The organism is Rhizobium sp. H4 (assembly GCF_003013335.1).
GTDB classification, from domain to species: Bacteria; Pseudomonadota; Alphaproteobacteria; order Rhizobiales; family Rhizobiaceae; genus Rhizobium; species Rhizobium sophoriradicis.
Map to the genome: position 1 here is coordinate 252130 of NZ_PSOW01000001.1, position 17713 is coordinate 269842.

The 17713-nt window shown below is 61.6% G+C and carries 15 protein-coding genes and 1 pseudogene; 12 read left to right on the forward strand and 4 right to left on the reverse strand.

The genetic code is table 11. The features are described 5' to 3' along the window. Nucleotides 1-40: 40 nt before the first annotated feature. The gene (locus tag C4N04_RS01270; protein WP_077993426.1) at nucleotides 41-598 is read left to right on the forward strand and encodes a CGNR zinc finger domain-containing protein; all 558 of its coding nucleotides are present in this window, start codon (nucleotides 41-43) and stop codon (nucleotides 596-598) included. Then, entirely contained in the window at nucleotides 583-1086 is a 504-nt protein-coding gene (locus C4N04_RS01275; protein WP_009996181.1) for a hypothetical protein, read from the forward strand. Before C4N04_RS01270 ends, C4N04_RS01275 begins: the two co-directional genes overlap by 16 nt. Before the next feature lie 71 nt (nucleotides 1087-1157). Here the strand turns inward: C4N04_RS01275 and ndk are convergent, their stop codons facing one another. Together ndk and C4N04_RS01285 are read right to left on the reverse strand one after the other, a co-directional pair. Then, complete coding sequence (gene ndk, locus C4N04_RS01280) at nucleotides 1158-1580, reverse strand: nucleoside-diphosphate kinase (protein ID WP_004680549.1); 423 nt, start codon at nucleotides 1578-1580, stop codon at nucleotides 1158-1160. An 81-nt stretch (nucleotides 1581-1661) separates the two neighbouring features. Then, nucleotides 1662-2351 carry a glutathione S-transferase family protein gene (locus C4N04_RS01285; RefSeq protein WP_009996178.1) on the reverse strand — a complete coding sequence of 230 codons (690 nt, stop codon included), beginning with the start codon at nucleotides 2349-2351 and terminating at the stop codon, nucleotides 1662-1664. Nucleotides 2352-2843: 492 nt separating this feature from the next. Here C4N04_RS01285 and C4N04_RS01300 point away from each other — a divergent pair, with 492 nt between their 5' ends. The 6 genes and pseudogenes from C4N04_RS01300 (at nucleotide 2844) to C4N04_RS01325 (ending at nucleotide 9986) form a co-directional block, all read left to right on the forward strand. Next, nucleotides 2844-3353 (forward strand): DinB family protein, encoded by a 510-nt coding sequence (locus C4N04_RS01300; RefSeq protein WP_077993212.1) that lies wholly within the window; start codon nucleotides 2844-2846, stop codon nucleotides 3351-3353. Between the two features lie 142 nt (nucleotides 3354-3495). Further along, on the forward strand, nucleotides 3496-4542 hold the full coding sequence (locus C4N04_RS01305) for a GGDEF domain-containing protein (protein ID WP_106795272.1): 1047 nt from the start codon (nucleotides 3496-3498) through the stop codon (nucleotides 4540-4542). A 109-nt stretch (nucleotides 4543-4651) separates the two neighbouring features. Further along, the gene (locus C4N04_RS01310; RefSeq protein ID WP_009996009.1) at nucleotides 4652-6535 is read left to right on the forward strand and encodes an ABC-F family ATP-binding cassette domain-containing protein; all 1884 of its coding nucleotides are present in this window, start codon (nucleotides 4652-4654) and stop codon (nucleotides 6533-6535) included. Continuing rightward, nucleotides 6531-6830: pseudogene (locus tag C4N04_RS01315) on the forward strand (polysaccharide deacetylase family protein); the annotation flags it as partial. The gene C4N04_RS01310 and the pseudogene C4N04_RS01315, both read left to right, overlap by 5 nt. Nucleotides 6831-6898: 68 nt before the next feature. Then, nucleotides 6899-8941, forward strand: a complete 2043-nt coding sequence (locus C4N04_RS01320) for a prolyl oligopeptidase family serine peptidase (RefSeq protein ID WP_106795273.1) — start codon at nucleotides 6899-6901, stop codon at nucleotides 8939-8941. Between the two features lie 118 nt (nucleotides 8942-9059). Further along, nucleotides 9060-9986, forward strand: a complete 927-nt coding sequence (locus C4N04_RS01325; RefSeq protein ID WP_096769376.1) for a Gfo/Idh/MocA family oxidoreductase — start codon at nucleotides 9060-9062, stop codon at nucleotides 9984-9986. Between the two features lie 57 nt (nucleotides 9987-10043). Here C4N04_RS01325 and C4N04_RS01330 read toward each other — a convergent pair whose 3' ends face one another. Both C4N04_RS01330 and C4N04_RS01335 read right to left on the reverse strand, forming a co-directional pair. Continuing rightward, nucleotides 10044-10493: a DNA polymerase III subunit chi gene (locus C4N04_RS01330; RefSeq protein WP_106795274.1), complete on the reverse strand. Its 450-nt coding sequence runs from the start codon at nucleotides 10491-10493 to the stop codon at nucleotides 10044-10046. After that, the gene (locus tag C4N04_RS01335) at nucleotides 10493-11983 is read right to left on the reverse strand and encodes a leucyl aminopeptidase (protein WP_096769378.1); all 1491 of its coding nucleotides are present in this window, start codon (nucleotides 11981-11983) and stop codon (nucleotides 10493-10495) included. The genes C4N04_RS01330 and C4N04_RS01335 overlap by 1 nt, the downstream gene beginning before the upstream one ends. Nucleotides 11984-12127: 144 nt before the next feature. On the opposite strand from C4N04_RS01335, the gene C4N04_RS01340 reads away from it, so the two are divergent. The 4 genes from C4N04_RS01340 to C4N04_RS01355 all read left to right on the forward strand — a co-directional run bounded on the left by C4N04_RS01340 (nucleotide 12128) and on the right by C4N04_RS01355 (nucleotide 17597). After that, a complete protein-coding gene (locus tag C4N04_RS01340) occupies nucleotides 12128-12901 on the forward strand; it encodes a phosphatase PAP2 family protein (protein WP_096769379.1) in 774 nt (257 codons plus the stop codon). 99 nt (nucleotides 12902-13000) lie between these two features. Continuing rightward, nucleotides 13001-14182, forward strand: a complete 1182-nt coding sequence (lptF, locus tag C4N04_RS01345) for an LPS export ABC transporter permease LptF (protein WP_106795387.1) — start codon at nucleotides 13001-13003, stop codon at nucleotides 14180-14182. Next, nucleotides 14179-15267 (forward strand): LPS export ABC transporter permease LptG, encoded by a 1089-nt coding sequence (gene lptG / locus C4N04_RS01350; protein WP_009991368.1) that lies wholly within the window; start codon nucleotides 14179-14181, stop codon nucleotides 15265-15267. The genes lptF and lptG overlap by 4 nt, the downstream gene beginning before the upstream one ends. Continuing rightward, nucleotides 15267-17597, forward strand: a complete 2331-nt coding sequence (locus C4N04_RS01355; protein ID WP_077993202.1) for an LPS-assembly protein LptD — start codon at nucleotides 15267-15269, stop codon at nucleotides 17595-17597. Before lptG ends, C4N04_RS01355 begins: the two co-directional genes overlap by 1 nt. Nucleotides 17598-17713 lie beyond the last annotated feature (116 nt).

Sequence of the window (17713 nt, forward strand, 5' to 3'; positions counted from 1 at the left end):
TATAACTGGTAAAACTCATTTCACCAGTTATAATTTTATGATGAGCTTTTCCTGGACCCCTCACCGTTTTGCCGGCGGCGCATTGGCGCTCGATGTCGCCAACAGCGTCGTTCTGCGCCACGATGCAGCACGGCGGATCGACCGCTTCGCTGTCAGCAATCAGATGCGCGACTTTCCGCACGCTGCCGCCGAATTCTGCGCCGAACGCGCCCTCTTCGGCAATATCGCCCCGGTGGCTAAGGAAAACGAGGCGGATTTCATCGCGCTGCGGGAAGCGATCGACCTCTATTTCCGCGAGCGTATACTGACGGGCGGCGACGACCAATCGCTGGCGGCACTGCTGGAGGCGGTAGCGAAGGTGCTGCGCGAAGCAAACCCCGGCAGCGTGGCGGCGGCGACCGCCCATTCGGTGCTGCGACTGATCGCCATGCCCGATTCGGAACGCATGAAGATCTGCGGCAATTGCGGCTGGCTGTTTATCGACCGCAGCAAGAACAGGAGCCGGGCCTGGTGCGACATGGCGGTCTGCGGCAACCGCGCCAAGGCGAACCGGCATTATCGCCGCAAGAAGGAGGAAATCCCATGCGGAAACATCTGATCGTCACGGCGACAGCAATCGGCCTCGTGCTGTCCGCCTGCCGGCGCGAGGCCGAGAATCTGGTCGAGGTCACTGGCCATCTGTTCGTCTTCAACTATCGGGTAGCGAGCGCCACCTATCTGCTGACGCTGAAGAAGACCGGTCCCATCCCTGACGGCTCGGTCATCATCGCCGAATTCGAAAATCCTCAGGGCGGCGCGCCGCTGGTGCTGAACCAGAAAGTCTACCCGATCGACGACAAGATCGCGCTGCAGAGCCAAAACCTGCATTGCGTGCGCAAGGACCGCCCCTATTCCGTCAGCATCCGGCTGGTCGACAAGGACGGCAAGGTGCTGCAGGAATTGAAGACGCAGTTCCGCTCCGACCTCGACCAGACCGTGCTGCCGAGCAAGCCGCTCGTCCTGGGTGCGTTTTATGACAAGAACCCGGAGGTCTTCAAGCCGGACGGCAGCGTCGATTTCTCGAACACCGACAAATGCCCGGCATAAAAAAGCCGGAGCGAAGCCCCGGCTTTCGAGAGTCAATTCAAGGCATTGGAAGCGAATGCCGACCTATGGCCTCAGCCGACGATTTCGGTGTCGGAGAACCAGTACTTGATTTCCTGGGCAGCGGTTTCCGGAGCGTCCGAGCCGTGAACCGAGTTTTCGCCGATCGACAGCGCATGAACCTTGCGGATCGTGCCTTCATCAGCGTTTGCCGGGTTGGTCGCGCCCATGATCTCGCGGTTCTTCAGGATGGCACCTTCGCCTTCCAGAACCTGGACGACGGTCGGGCCGGAGGTCATGCCTTCGACCAGTTCGCCGAAGAAGGGACGATCCTTGTGAACGGCGTAGAAGCCTTCGGCTTCGCGGCGGCTCATCCAGACGCGCTTCGAGGCGACGACGCGCAGGCCGGCATCTTCGAGCATCTTGGTGATGGCACCCGTCAGGTTGCGCTTGGTTGCGTCCGGCTTGATCATCGAGAAGGTGCGTTCAATCGCCATAGTCAAATCCTCTGTTTTCTCGGGAAAAGTGGGCGGTCTTTACCCGCCCCAACGCCCGAAAACAAGAGGTAGGCGGCAATTTCACGCCGCTGTCACAGTCCGGCCGCGGCTTTCATGAAGATCGAGGCAGCGTTCGAACCAGCCCAGGACCGGATCGTCGGCCGCGAGCATTGCAAGGCCGGTGCAGACACGCAGCCATTGCAGCGCGCCGAAGACGATATAGTCGGCAAAGAGCGGCGTCTGCCCGCCGATGAAGGGCTGGAACTTCAGCATATGCCGCAGCGGCTCCAGCTTGGCGCCGAAGGCGGCTTTCTCCGCCTCGCTATCGGCGGCAATGACGTCAAACGATTTGCCAAGACGAGCCTCGCGGCTTTCACGGAAATAGGCCTTGTCTCCCTCGTCGAGGATCGCATGGATGTCGAGAAGCCCGATCCGCATGATCGCCGGATGGATGATCATCTGCGAATAGCCTTCCACCATGCGTGACAGCGCCTTGCCGCCCTCGCCGTTGAAGAGCGACGGCCGCGTCGGATAGGCCTCCTCCAGATAGAGAGCGATGGCGAAACTGTCGGGGATCAGCCTGCCATTGTCGTCGAGGACGGGCAGAGTCGGCGAGACACCGCCGCCGATTTCGCGGATGCGGGCGTAGGTCGTCGGAATCTCTTCGAAATCGAGTCCCTTATGCGCCAGCGCCATCACCGCCTTCCAGCAATGGGGCGAAAAGAAGCGCCGCTCATCGGCGCCGCAGAGGGAATAGAGAGCTCTGGTCATGACAGTCCTTTCGTGATCGCAACTCCCTGCATTCGACGACAGAACGCGCCCGCGATCAAATCAGGAAATTTCATGGCGTCATCACTGCGATTTCTGCGGAAGCAAGCTAGAGCCTTTCCTGGTTAGATTGAAGCATTCTGCCGGAGCAGGTTTTCGTCAGGGCAGAGGCGATTGGCGATGGGCATACCCCCAGGTATGTCCGAGCCGATCGCCTCTGATCCTGGCGGAAAGATGCCCGGCCCACCGGCCGCACCGCTTCGCTATGGCGAAGCGATAAGTGCGTCCGGCGCTTTTGAGTCTTGCAGATTTGCCAGGCAAATCTGCGGGAGGGTTGGCTGAAACGGGCCGGCTGATCGACCGGCCGGCTTGGCCGTAGAGCTGGGCTACGACGCGCGCCGGCCGGTCGACCATCCGACTCCGTTTGAGCCAACAGAATGATTCAATCTAACCAGGAAAGGCTCTTGATTGCCCTTCCCAGGACAGGAGGAGCACATGCTCAGGCACTACAGGATGTTCGCCGCCTATAATCGCTGGGCCAATGCCCAGGTCTATGCGGCGGCGGCCGAACTCAGCGATGCGGAATTCCGCAGCGACCGCGGCGCCTTCTTCGGCTCGCTGCATCGAACCCTCAACCATCTGCTCGTTGCCGACCGAATATGGATGAAGCGCTTCACCGGCACCGGCGAGGCGCCGATGAGCCTCGATGCCGTGCTTTTCGAGGAGTTCGATGCGCTTGCCGTTGCACGCAAGGCAGAGGACGAGCGGATCATTGGCTGGACGGGCACGCTGGACGAGACAAGCCTTGCTGCCAACTTCACCTACTCGCCGGTGAGCCAACCGATCGCGATTACACAGCCGCTGTGGACCGCGCTCTCCCATCTCTTCAACCACCAGACCCACCATCGCGGCCAGTGCCACATGACGCTGACGGCGCTCGGCAAGCCGAGCCTTGGGCTCGACCTGATCTATTTCCTGCGCAGCGAGGGCCGCGAGTGGATGTGAGCGTCTCCGTATCAACAGGGCATTAACCGCCTTTACCGGTTGCGCCTGGAATCCAGCGCTTCCCACCCTCAGATTCAGCCTCTCTTAAAAGCTTGCGGGCATAGCGGAATGACGGAAAAGGCCGGGGCCGCGAGGGATCGTCATGCAGAATGCAAGCGCAAACGCATTGGTGCCGCGCGAGACACGCCCTGGGCCCATCGCGGACATCCAGAAGATCGCCCAGCACATGGCGCGTCTCAACGTCGCCGGGCTGCCGCGCAACTATGAACTCTTCCATGAGGCAATCGTCGGGCTCAACGCAGGTCTCGCCCAGGATATCGCTGCGCTCGGGCCTCACCCGCACCAAGCGTTGCTTGACGAGCTCGGGCTGAAATACCGCCTCGTCGGCCATTGCGGGCTGGCAGGCGAGACGTCGCGCAACGAGGCGAGCCGTTTGCTGCGTGAGGTAGCGGAGAGGCTTGCCGAAGGGATGCGGTACCGGGATGCCTTTGCGCGCGCCTGCGACACGATCCTGAAATCCGTCTCCAGCCATGAGGACCAGAGCCTTGCCGCCTTCATCGGCGAGCTCGACTATCTCTCGGCCTCGCTGACGAGCGTATCGTCGGCGGAAATGCAAATCGGCGCCAGGCTGGCGGATGATATCAAGAGGCTGGAAACGCTCGAGCGCGGCATTTCGGCGATGCAGGCGGCCGCCGTCGCCGACAGGATCACCGGACTTCCCAATCGCATCGCGCTCAACCGCGTGATCGCCGACCTCTACGAGCGCGAAGAGGGTGCCGCCGGCAGTGCGCTTGTCATGGTCGATGTCGACAATTTCACCGATCTCAATGAGAGATATGGCACGCCGGCCGGCAACAAGATCCTGAAGAAGCTCGCCGGCCTCTTCCAAAAATCGGTCAAGAAGAACGACTTCGTCGCCCGCACCGAGGCGGACGAATTCGCCCTGCTGTTTTCCAATGTCGGCATGCAGGATGCGATGGCGATTGCCGAGCGCCTGCGCGCCTCCGTCGAAGACAATCTGGTCTTCGCGACCTCAGACAAGGGCGATAGCGGCAGGCTGACCATCTCGGTCGGCGTGGCGCTCAGCACGGACGCGGCAACACCGGGGCAATTGCAGGCCAATGCCCGCGTCGCCCTTCTCGCCGCTCAATCGAACCCGCGCCAGCCGGTGCAGGCCTTCGGCCGCTGAGGCGGTTTCGATCTCTTGCGGCGGATAAGAGCCTTGCCGGGCCGGCAAGCAAGCTGACCGGCGCCAAGCGCTCTTGCCTTGGCCGGCGCTTTCGGCCAAAACGCCGGCCATGATCACGCTCACCGAAATTTCCGCCCGCATAGCCGGGCGCCTGCTTCTCGACAATGCCAGCCTGTCGCTGCCTTCGGGCACCAAGGCCGGCCTCGTCGGCCGTAACGGCGCCGGCAAGTCCACGCTGTTTCGCGTCATTACCGGCGATCTCGGCTCGGAGACCGGATCGGTGTCGATCCCGAAGGCGGCACGCATCGGCCAGGTGGCCCAGGAAGCGCCGGGGACCGAGCAGCCCCTGATCGAGATCGTGCTTGCCGCCGACAAGGAGCGCGCGGCCCTGCTTGCCGAAGCGGAAACGGCAAGCGATCCGCACCGCATCGCCGAAATCCAGATGCGCCTCGTCGATATCGACGCGCATTCGGCCGAGGCGCGCGCCGCGAGCATTCTTGCCGGCCTCGGCTTCGACAGGGACGCGCAAGCCCGTCCCGCTTCCTCCTTCTCGGGCGGCTGGCGCATGCGCGTGGCGCTCGCCGCCGTGCTGTTTGCCGAGCCGGACCTGCTTCTGCTCGACGAGCCGACCAACTATCTCGACCTCGAAGGCACGATGTGGCTGGAGGATTACATCCGCCGCTATCCGCACACTGTGATCATCATCAGCCACGATCGCGACCTCTTGAACAATGCGGTCAATTCCATCGTCCATCTCGACCAGAAAAAGCTCACCTTCTACCGCGGCAATTACGATCAGTTCGAGCGGCAGAAGGCGGAAGCCGACGAACTCCAGACGAAGGCCAAGGCCAAGAACGAGGCGGCGCGCAAACATCTGCAGAGCTTCATCGATCGCTTCAAGGCCAAGGCCTCCAAGGCCCGGCAGGCGCAGTCGCGCGTCAAGGCGCTCGAGCGCATGGGCACGGTTGCGGCCGTCATCGAGGACCACGTACAGCCGATCACCTTTCCCGAGCCCGAAAAGCAGCCGGCATCGCCGATCGTCGCGGTCCAGGGCGGCGCCGTCGGCTACCAGCCAGGCAAACCGATCCTGAAGAACCTCAATCTGCGCATCGACAATGACGATCGCATCGCCCTTCTCGGTTCGAACGGAAACGGCAAATCAACCTTCGCGAAATTCATCTCCGGCAGGCTTGCCCCGGAGAGTGGCGAAGTGAAGCTCGCACCCTCCCTGAAGATCGGCTTTTTCGCGCAGCACCAGCTCGACGACCTTATCCCCGAGCAGTCGGCGGTGGAGCATGTGCGGCGGCTGATGCCTGGCGACCCGGAGGCCAAAGTGCGCGCCCGTGTCGCCCAGATGGGACTGGCGACCGAGAAGATGGCTACCGCCGCCAAGGATCTTTCCGGCGGCGAAAAAGCCCGCCTGCTGATGGGGCTTGCCGCCTTCCATGCGCCGAACCTGCTCATCCTCGACGAGCCGACCAACCATCTCGACATCGACAGCCGGCGCGCACTGATCGAGGCGCTGAACGATTACGAAGGCGCCGTCATCCTGATCTCGCACGACCGTCACCTGATCGAGGCGACGGTCGACCGGCTCTGGCTGGTCAACGGCGGCACCGTCACCGCCTTCGAAGGCGATATGGACGAATATCGCGACCTGATCGTCGCCTCGGGCAAAAAAAAAGAAGAAAAGCTGCAGCCGGCTGACGATGCGACCTCCAAGGCCGATCAACGCAAGCTCAATGCGGAGCGGCGCGCTTCGCTGACGCCGCTGAAGAAAAAGATCAACGAAATCGAATCCTTGACGGCCAAGCTGGAGAAACAGATTCAGGCGCTTGACGCGGAACTTGCAAATCCCGCCCTCTACGAGAAAACGCCCGCCAAGGCCGCCGAAAAGGCAAAGCAGCGCGGCGAGGCCGCGGCAAAACTCGCTGCTGCCGAGGAAGAATGGCTGATGCTGTCGTCGGAATACGAAGAAGCGATGGCGGGATAGCCACAGTCGCGCCACCCTCGCCATGCGCGACATGGTGGTCATGGATCTCGACATCGACAGCAAGGACTATTTCACCACGACGCCGGCCTCCGTAACGCAGCGGACGATGGACCAGTTGCACAAGCGCGGCCACGGCATCATTCTCATGCATGACATCCACAAGCGCACGGCGAAGATGTTGCCGACCCTGCTTTCGAAACTCGAAGCCGAAGGCTACAAGGTCGTGACGCTGAAGTTCAAGAAGACGCGCCCCCCCAACAACCTCGTCGCTTCGGCCGATTTCGTGATGACCCGCGAACGCGGGTTGTCAACTCGAGACCGGCTGCCTAGATCTGATCGACGTCAACTGAAGCCGGTAGGGACATGAACCTTCATCTCGAAGCGGACGAGGATCCGCGCACCCGCCAGTTCATCGACGAACATAACGCGCTGTCCGACGCGGTATTGAGAACGCCGGAATTCGCCAGGGATCGCGACGCGATCAAAACCCTGATCGAGCGGCAGGACCGGCTGATCGTGGCGATGCGCCGCGGCGGCTGGCTGTTCGATTTCCGGCAGAGCAAGGACAATCCGCTCGGCGTCTGGCTGCGTCTGCCGGCCGATCAGCAGCCGCTGCCGGAGGCCGGTTGGGAGGTGGTCTTCGACCTCGACGCCTTCTGCCTCAGTGAAGGCAAGCGCTGGACCTGGCGCGGCGTCGTCACCTGCCCGTGGGAGCCGACGCGCGTGCTGCTCACACTTTCGGACGGCGGCTCCGATCTTCTCCGCCTGCTCGAATTCAACGCAGAGAGCAAAGAGATCGTCGAGGGCGGCTTCGACACGCCGGCGGCACGATCGCATGCCAACTGGCTAAGCCGCGACGAGATCTGCTATTTCGGTTCGATCGACCGATTTTCGGCAACCCGCTCCGGATGGCCGCGCGTCGGGCGGCGACTGAAGCGCGGGCAGCGGCCGGAAGATGCCGCCGTCATGTTCGAAGCCGCCGACGAGGACGTCTATGGCTTCAATCTCGTTATCGACCCTGCCCTGTCGGGCACCTCGGCGGATGCCGGATTGATCGACATCTTCGTCGCTGCCCATGAGATCGGCGTCGCCAGCGCCTTCCTGACTGCCGACGACGGCACGCAGCGGCGCATCGATCTGCCCAAGGAAGCGGACTTCCAGTTCAATCACGATCATTGCCTCTGGCGGGCAAAGACCGATGAGCGCGTTCCCACCGGCAGCCTGGTGCTGCAGCGCTTCGATCCCGGCTCGGCGACAGGTCCGCTCGGGCCGGAGCGGATCCTGTTTCAGCCTGGCGAGGGCCAGTCCGTCTCGCAGATGATGCTGATGCGTGAATGGTGCGTGTTCATCATCTCCGATCGGCTGCGTCCGCGTCTCATGGTGCTCGACCTGACGAGGCCCGATGCCCGACAGCGCGAGATCGCGCTGCCGGCGGATATGCAGACGGCGCATTTCAGGCCGCTCTATGCGGATCTGCATCTTGGTGACGACACGCTCTACATTGTCGGTCAGGGTTTCCTGCAGCCGCCCACCTGCTACCGCCTCGAACTCTCCGATCGCAGCAAACAGCCAGAGCCGGCCTTCACCGCCGTGGCGCCGAGCTATTTCGATGCCACCGGCATGTCATCCGAGCTACTGGAGGCGGTTTCTGAAGACGGAACGAGGGTTGCCTATCGGCTGGTCCTGCCGAGACAGTGGACCAGGGGCGCGCTGCCGGTGCTGATCTACGGCTATGGCGGCTTCGATGTTTCGCTGTCGCCGAATTATTCCGGCGTGACCGGTCGCTGGCTGGAAGAAGGCGGGGCCTATGTACAGGCCTATATCCGCGGCGGTGGCGAATTCGGGCCCGACTGGTATCGCAGCGCCAAACGGCAGGGGCGAGACCGGGCCTTTGCCGATTTCGTCGCCATCGCCCGCGATCTCGTCGCCCGCGGCTACACCGTGCCGTCGCGGATCGCCTGCCAGGGCGGCAGCAATGGCGGCTTGCTGACCGGCGTGATGGTGACGCGCTATCCGCATGATTTCGGCGCGATCTGGTGCCAGGTGCCGGTGCTCGATATGACACGTTTCCATCTGTTCAGCGCCGGGCAAGCCTGGATGGACGAATATGGCGATCCGGAGGTCTCGGTGGATCGGGACTTCATGCTCGGTTATTCCCCGCTTCACAATGTCAGGCCGGCGAGCGAGATCGCCTATCCTCCGATCTATATCGAAAGCTCCACCAATGACGACCGTGTGCATCCCTCGCATGCACGCCGTTTTGCCGCGCGGCTGGAGGAGGCAGGACATAGGCCGCTCTTCCATGAATTCGGCCTGGGCGGGCATGGCGGCGACGGCGATTCGCAAGAGCGCGCCGCCCGCGCGGCGATGGGTTACAGCTTCCTTCGCCAAACTATCATGAGATAGACGGGCCATCATGGGGTAGGATGATGCAATGAATGAAGGAGGAGAGCTTGTCGCCGCTCCTCTTTCTGCTACAAGAAGCGCAATAAATCATACTTTTCACAGGTTCGAGCGAAACACCATGTCTCCTATCAATCTCGCCATCGTGGGCGTCGGCAAGATCGTCCGCGACCAGCACCTCCCCTCCATCGCCAAGAACGCCGATTTCAAGCTCGCCGCCACGGCCAGCCGCCACGGCACGGTCGAGGGCATCAACAGCTATACGACGATCGAGGCGATGCTCGACGCCGAGCCCTCGATCGATGCGGTTTCGCTCTGCATGCCGCCGCAATACCGCTACGAGGCCGCTTATAAGGCGCTCGTCGCCGGCAAACACGTCTTCCTGGAAAAGCCGCCCGGTGCGACGCTGAGCGAAGTCGCCGACCTCGAGGCGCTTGCCGCAAAGCAGGGCGCGTCGCTGTTTGCCAGCTGGCATTCGCGCTATGCGCCGGCGGTCGAAGCCGCCAAGGCGTTTCTTGCCTCGACGACGATCGAGAGCGTGCATGTGATCTGGAAGGAAGACGTCCGCCACTGGCATCCGAACCAGGAATGGATCTGGCAGGCCGGCGGTCTCGGCGTTTTCGATCCCGGCATCAATGCGCTGTCGATCGTCACCCACATCCTGCCGCGGCCGATCTTCATCACCGAGGCCGTGCTCGAATTCCCCGAAAACCGCGATGCGCCGATCGCCGCCGACATTCATTTCCGCAATGCCGACGGCCTGCCGGTCCGCGCCGAATTCGACTGGCGCCAGACCGGCAAGCAGAGCTGGGACATCGTCGCCGAAACGGCAGCCGGCCAGATGGTGCTTGCCGAAGGCGGCGCCAAGCTTTCGATTAACGGGACGCTGACCTTCGCCGAACCGGAGCAGGAATATCCCTCGCTCTACCGTCGCTTCGCCGAAATCATCAAGGCCGGCAAATCGGATGTCGATCTGGCGCCGCTGCGCCATGTCGCCGACGCCTTCATGCTCGGCAAGCGGAAATTCGTCGAAGCCTTCCACGATTGAGCCACTTGGCGGTCCTTGCCTGTCAGCCTGACAGCAAGGACCACTCTGGAGGCCTGCTCAGGCCTTCTTCTCCCACCGCCCTTCCGGCGTCTGCTGCCAATAGGTGAGGTTATGCCCCTCGCCTTTCAGCCTCTTCCATTGCGCGCGCGCTGCTTCCAGTTGCTCCTGATCGTGACCGTCGAACATTAAGACGATACGCTCGTAAGAGGCTGCCGGCGGCGGCTCGGCGCCGTCGACGATGAAACGCACCGTGGCCGCATTGGCGTTGTCCGACGTGACCGTCAAAAGCACCGGCTGGTCCTCGGCGAAATCGGCCTCGTCGGTGCCGTGCGGCAGAAAACTCTCTTCGCGGAACGTCCATAGATGCGCATCGAGTGCATCGCGCCGCGCCGGCTCACGCGTCTGAACGGCGACGCGCCAGCCGCGCTCGACGCTTTTGTCGATGAGCGGCGGAAGCGCGTCTTCCAGCCTGGTTTCGGTCAGATGATAGAAGAGAATGTCGGTCATCAGGCTTCATAATGGGTGCGAACGAGCTCGTCGAGCAGGCGCACGCCGAAGCCCGATCCCCAGGATTGGTTGATCTCGTCCTGCGGCGAGCCCATCGCCGTGCCGGCGATATCCAGATGCGCCCAGGGCGTGTCCTGCACGAAACGCTTGAGGAAATGTGCTGCGGTGATCGAGCCGGCCTGGCGGCCGCCGGTGTTCTTCATGTCGGCGAACTTGCTGTCGATCAGCTTGTCGTAATCCTTGCCGAGCGGCATGCGCCAGAGTTTCTCGTTGGTCGAAAGGCCGGCCGCCGTCAGCTGGCCGGAGAGCTCATCGTCATTGGAGAACAGACCGGCATGCACATTGCCGAGCGCCACGACGATCGCGCCGGTCAGGGTGGCGAGATTGATCATGAACTGCGGCTTGAAGCGATCATTGCAATACCAAAGCGCGTCGCAGAGCACGAGTCGGCCCTCGGCATCGGTATTGATCACCTCGATCGTCTGGCCGGACATGGAGGTGACGATGTCCCCCGGACGCTGGGCGTTGCCATCAGGCATGTTCTCGACCAGGCCGATGATGCCAACGGCGTTGACGGCGGCCTTGCGGGAGGCGAGCACATGCATCAAGCCGGTTACGGCGGCGGCGCCGCCCATATCGCCCTTCATGTCTTCCATGCCGGCGGCCGGCTTGATCGAAATGCCGCCGGTGTCGAAGACGACGCCCTTGCCGATGAAGGCGATCGGACGATCCTTGCCCTTGCCGCCCTTCCACTGCATGACCGCCAGGCGCGGCGGGCGCACGGAACCCTGGGCGACGCCGAGCAAGGCGCCCATGCCGAGACGGCGCATTTCCTTCTCGGTGAGGATCTCCACCTCGACGCCGAGCATTTCCAGTTCCTTTGCCCTGGCGGCGAATTCGACAGGGCCGAGTGCGTTCGGCGGTTCGTTGACGAGGTCACGGGCGAGATTGACGCCGCCTGCGATCGCTTCGGAATCGGAAAACGCCTTCTTAGCGCCGCCCGCATCGGCGGTGACGATCGTCACCTTGACGGACTTCGCCGGTTTCTCCTCGTCGTCGTTCTTCTTTGTCTTGTAGGAATCGAAGCTGTAGGCGCGTAGCAGCATGCCGAGCGCAAAATCGGCGGCGGCGCGCGCGTCCGTCGCGACGCCGGGGATGTCGAGGAAGACGGCCGCCCTGTCGGTATTCTTGATTTTCGATGCCGCAGCGCCGCCGGCCTTCAGCCAGTCATGAGCGGTAAGTTCGGCCGCCTTGCCAAGGCCGAGAACGACGATGCGCTCCACCGGCGCGCCTTCCGGGGCGACGATATCGAGCGCGGCCATGGATTTTCCGGAGAATCGCGCGATCTTCGTAGCCTTGGCGATCACGCCTGCCGGATCGGCCGTTTCAGCGCCGGCGGCGGCGTCGGCCTCCACGGTCTTCAACAGGATCGCCAGCCCACTATTGAGCTTTGCCGACTTCGCGAATGAAATTTCGAACTTTGCTGACATGTCTTCTCCGCTGGGATTCTTGGAAATCCGTCCCTGGCGGATAATTTCGCGTTTGCCGGGTCTGTCAATGGCTTGCGACACTTGTTATGGTCGCTCGCGGCCGTCCAGGCCCACATGTTTCCGTCAGTTTCGTAGATATTCGCGTTGACAGATTTTTCGAAAAATCGATGGCGGAGCTCGGTGATCCGCCTGCCGAAGACGACTTTCGGTGCATTCATGCTGTTGTTCTGGGCGTGGTGGGGGCTGCTGATCGTCTTCCGCGCCTTCCCCGGGATCGACATCTATTTTTCCCAGCTTTTTTTCCTTGGCACCGATTGTGACGTGACCGCCGCTGCCGGAAGCATCTGCGGCGGTTTTCCCTATCGTGACTCGGGGAACTTCGACCTGCTGCGCACCATCTTCTTCCGCCTCCCCTATGTCGTGGCGATCGTGATGCTGTGGAAATTGATCGAGTGCTACCAGCAGCATGGCGCGACCTTCAATGCCGATCGGGCGCGCAAGCTTAAGGTCGCCTTGGGAACGCTGCTGATCGGCCCGGTGCTGCTGGTCAACGTCGTCCTGAAGGAACATTGGGGCCGGCCGCGGCCGGTGCAGACGGATATTTTCGGCGGCGCCCTGCATTTCGTCGAGGCCGGTTCGCTTGCCGGCAAATGCGTCTCCAACTGCTCCTTTGTCTCCGGCGAGGCGGCGAGCGCCGGTTGGCTGTTCTGCCTGCTGCTCTTCGTTCCGAAATCGCTGCGCTATGCTCTGGTGCCCCCGATCGTCGCCGTCTCCATCCTGACCCCGGCCCTGCGGCTGTCCTTCGGCGCACACTATCTCTCCGATGTCACGCTCGGATGGCTCTCCTCGCTGGTCGTCTTCGCAGCGCTGCTGGCGTTAACTGAGTCGCAACAGCACCAAAAAAATTCTGAAATTTGAATGAATTTTTGACACCTGCTTGTCGCAAAACCGCGACAAAGAGCGTAGAGGGATTCTCCTGCAAGCCGTTTGGGCCTGCAGGTGCTTTCAAGGGCCGGCATGAAACTACTCGAGACATACATATTGCGGCGCGTCAGCCAGATGTTTCTCGTGGCGCTCCTGCCGGTGCTGGCGATCATTTGGACGACACAGGTGCTGCAGCGCATCAACCTCGTCACCGACAGCGGCCAGTCGATCGGTTCGTTCGCCAAACTGGCGACGATGATCCTGCCGTCGATCATTCCTGTCGTGCTGCCCTTCGCGCTTGTCATCGCCATCACCCAGACGCTGACGACGATGAACAACGATTCCGAGCTGACCGTCATCGACGCGGCCGGGGCACGGCGCAGCATTCTGATCCGCCCGATCCTGCTGCTCGCCGCCGTCATCAGCGTCTTTTCCTTCTTCGTCGACAATATCGTCGAGCCGCGGGCAAAGACCGTGGCGCGTCAGATGATCGCCGAGACCTACGCCGATCTTCTCTCCTCGGTCATCGAAGAAAAGACCTTCCGTAAGCTCGACGAGGGTCTCTACGTGCAGATCTCGCAGCGCCTGGCGGGCCGCATGCTGAAGGGCCTGTTCGTCGCCGACGAGCGGGATCCGGCCTATGAGCTGATCTATTACGCCAAGGAAGGCGCCGTCGACGATACCGGCACGACGCTGATCATGCATGACGGCGAGGTGCATCGCAAAACGCCCGACGGCAACGTCTCGGTCATCAATTTCGATTCCTATTCCTTCGACCTCTCGGACATGACCGAGAGCCGCGGCCAGGCGACACTGAAAGCCAGCGACCGTGACCTGTGGTTCCTGTTCAATCCGGATCCGAACGACAAAGACTTTACGATCCGGCCGCAGAGCTATCGCGCCGAACTGCATCGGCGGCTGACGGACTGGATCCTGCCCGTCGTCTTTGCCCTGTTTTCGCTGGCAATCGCCGGCGACGCGCGCTCGCACCGCGAAGCGCGGCTGCATCCGATGGTGAGCGCGCTCGGCTATGCCTTCGCGCTGCGATGGGCTGCTTTCTATGCGGCGAACCAGATCGACACCGATCCGGAATATATCGCCGTTCTCTACGCCCTTCCGATCGTCAGCAGCGTCGTCTCGATCATCTTCCTCAGCCTGCACAAGCGACTGGTCATGCCTTCGTTCATAAGGGACCGAATATCGGCTTCCTGGAGACGAACGCAGGAACGACTGCTTGCCGCGACCAGCAGGTCCGGCGGGGGCGCTGCCCAATGATGTTCGGGACATTGTCGCGTTATTTCTTTCGTCGCTACCTGGCGACGACCGCCTGGTTCCTGATCGGTGCGTCGGCAATCGCCTTTCTGCTTGATTTCAGCGAGACGGCGGGGCGCATGTCCGGCCTGCCCGGCTACACGATCGGCGGCGGCATCGTGATGACGGCCGTGCGCCTGCCGCTCATTCTGCAGCAGACAATCCCCTTCGTCGCGCTTTTCGTCGGCATGACGGTTTTGATCGGGCTCAATCGCAAATATGAGCTCGTCGTCACCCGCGCAGCCGGCATCTCGGTCTGGCAGTTCATGTTCCCCTTCGTCGCCGGCTCACTGGCGCTCGGCGTGCTGACGACGACGGCGCTCAACCCGCTTGCCGCCTGGGGACAGCGCCAGGCGCTGCTCGTCGAATCCGACTGGCGCGGCGAAAACGCGGTTCTGCGCAAGGCGCCCCAGATTCCGTGGCTGCGCCAGATCAGCGGCCGGGACGATGTCATCATCGGCGCCCAGACGGTCCAGGAGAACGGAACCAAGCTGGTCGACGCCGTGTTGATCCATTTCGATTCAAGCGGCCGAGTCATTATGAGACAGGATGCCGCCACGGCTAAGTTGGAAGATGGTTACTGGCAGCTTAACGGTGTCGTCGAGCGCAAGCCTGGCGAAATCCCGCTGCGCAAAGCTTCGGTCCAACTTCGCACCAATCTGAAACAGGATTTCGTTCAGGAGCGGCTGACAGCGCCGGAAACAATTGGTTTCTTTGACCTTTCCAACCGCATTGCGGCGGCCAAATCCTTCGGCATCTCGACCAAGGCATTGGAGACGCAATTCAACTCTCTGTTGTCCCAGCCATTGCTGCTGGTGGCCATGACTCTCATTGCTGCAACAGTGTCCCTAAAATTTAGCCGGTTCAACCAATCCCGCTCCGTGATTCTGGGTGGAATCCTGTCAGGCTTCATGCTTTATGTCATCACCGTGCTTGTTAAAGCATTCGGAAGCAGTGGAGTCGTGCCTCCCTTCGTGGCGACCTGGATACCGGTGGTCGTCGCGCTGGCCTTGGGCGCGACTATTTTGCTTCATCAGGAGGACGGCTAGTGGCGGTAGGCGACCGCAAGTATATTAGTAAACAATCGGTTGCCCTGCTTGTCGGTGCGGCTCTATGTTCCTATTTCGGCAGCGTCCCGGCCTCCTACGGCCAGGCCAGCACGCCTGAGCAAAATATCGAGAATAAGATTCCTGAAGGCGCCAAGCTTCTGCTTTCCGCCAATGAACTCGTCTATAACCGTGACGCCGAAATCGTCTCGGCGGTCGGCGGCGTGCAGATCAACTATGGCGGCTACAAGATGGTCGCGCAGAAGGTCGAGTACAATCAGAAGACCGGCCGGATGACTGCGATCGGCAATGTCGAGATGGTCAGTCCGGACGGCAACCGCATCTATGCCGACAACCTTGACGTGACCGACAATTTTGCCGACGGATTCCTAAACTCGCTGCGCATCGAGACCTCCGATAATACGCGTATCGTCGCGGAGAGCGGCGAGCGTGTCGGCGGCACGAAGATGATTCTCAACAAGGGCGTCTACACCGCCTGCCTTCCCTGCGCCGAAGATCCGAAGCGCGCGCCCTTCTGGCAAGTCAAGGCCAAGCGCGTGATCCAGAATGGCGAGACCCATACGATCCGTCTGGAGCGAGCCCGCTTCGAGTTGCTCGGTTACCCGATTGCCTTCGTGCCGTTCATCGAGGTTCCCGACAATACGGTGAAGCGCAAGTCCGGTTTCCTGTTCCCGACAATGAGCCTGTCGCAGAATCTCGGCTTCGGTCTTTCCATTCCTTATTATTACGTGATCTCGCCGAGCATGGATGCGACGGTCACCGCAACCGGCTACACGGCGCAGGGCTTCCTCGTCGAAGGCGAATTCCGCCAACGCTTCGAAAACGGCACGCATATTCTGCGCGTCGCCGGCATCGACCAAGCGAACCCGGGCAATTTCAGCTCCGGTACCAGCGATGCCGAAGCCGAGCAGCGCGGCATGGTGGCGTCGAAGGCAGAGTTCCGCATCAATCCGCGCTGGACGTTCGGCTGGGACGTCATGATGCAGAGCGACAACAATTTCTCGAAGACCTACAAGCTCCGTGGCTTGAGCGGCACGGATCGCACGAACCAGATCTACCTGACTGGGCTCGGCAAGCGGAATTATTTCGACATGCGGGCGTTTTATTTCGACGTCCAGGATGCCGACCGCACGAACACCGCCGAGAAACAGCAGGCGATCGTCTATCCCTCGCTCGATTATCATTATGTAGCGCCTCAGCCGCTTGCAGGCGGCGAGCTTTCCGCGGACGTCAACCTGACGAATATTTCGCGCACACATGACGACTTTTACACTGTCGACGGCTTCGACCGCTTCCGCGGCCTGAAGGGCCAGACGTCGCGCCTGACCGCCGAACTTCAGTGGAAACGCACCTACGTTACGCCGACCGGCCTGGTGATCACGCCGCTTCTGGCCGCGCGCGGCGACGCTTTCGCGCTGAACATGAACGACCCCACAGGTTACGCCGGCAATTACCTTGACGACAATTCCGCCACCCGTTCGATGCTCACCGCCGGGCTGGAGGTGCGTTATCCCATTCTGATGACGACTGATAACAGCACCCATATCCTCGAGCCGATCGCACAGATCTATGCCCGCCCCGACGAGCAACTCGCCGGCCGGCTGCCGAACGAGGATGCTCAGAGCTTCGTCTTCGACGCGACGTCGCTTTTCGATCGCGACAAGTTCTCAGGCTACGACCGTATTGAAGGCGGCACCCGCGCCAATCTCGGCGTCCAGTATACCGGGACTTTCGACAGCGGTTACAAGCTGCACGGCATATTCGGCCAGTCTTACCAGATCGCCGGCCAGAACTCGTTCGCGACCGATGACCTCGTCAATGTCGGCGCGGATTCGGGCCTCGAAACCGACCGCTCCGATTATGTCGGTCTCGGCGGCGTCGAAACGCCATACGGTGTGTCCGTCGCCGCTTCCTACCGTCTCGACGAGAAGGATTTCGAGTTCCGGCGCGGCGACCTGACAACGGCCTACCAGAACGACACCTTCCAGACGCAGGTGACCTACACCCATCTCAGCGCCCAGCCGGCCTACGGCTTCGCCGAGGACAATGACGAGATCCAGACCAGCAGCAGAGTCAAGTTCAAGGACTATTGGTCGATCTTCGGCGGCATCGCCTGGGATCTGAACAATGATGTGATCAGCCGCCGGACGCTCGGCCTTTCCTATGAGGACGAGTGCACGATCTTCACGATCGCCTATACCGACAGCCGGGATTCCGAGGACGAGTCGGCAAGCGACTGGACAATCGGCGCGCGGCTGACGTTCCGCACGCTCGGCGACATCAAGATCGGCTCCGATAGCCTCTCCAACTAGCAGGCGAACGGCGTAAACATGGCTTCAGGTCATTCTTTCGCCGTAAGCCTGTGCAGGACATTGCCGCCAGCCGATATCTGAGGCATAGGGGATTTGCGCCGTGACGGAGGCGATTT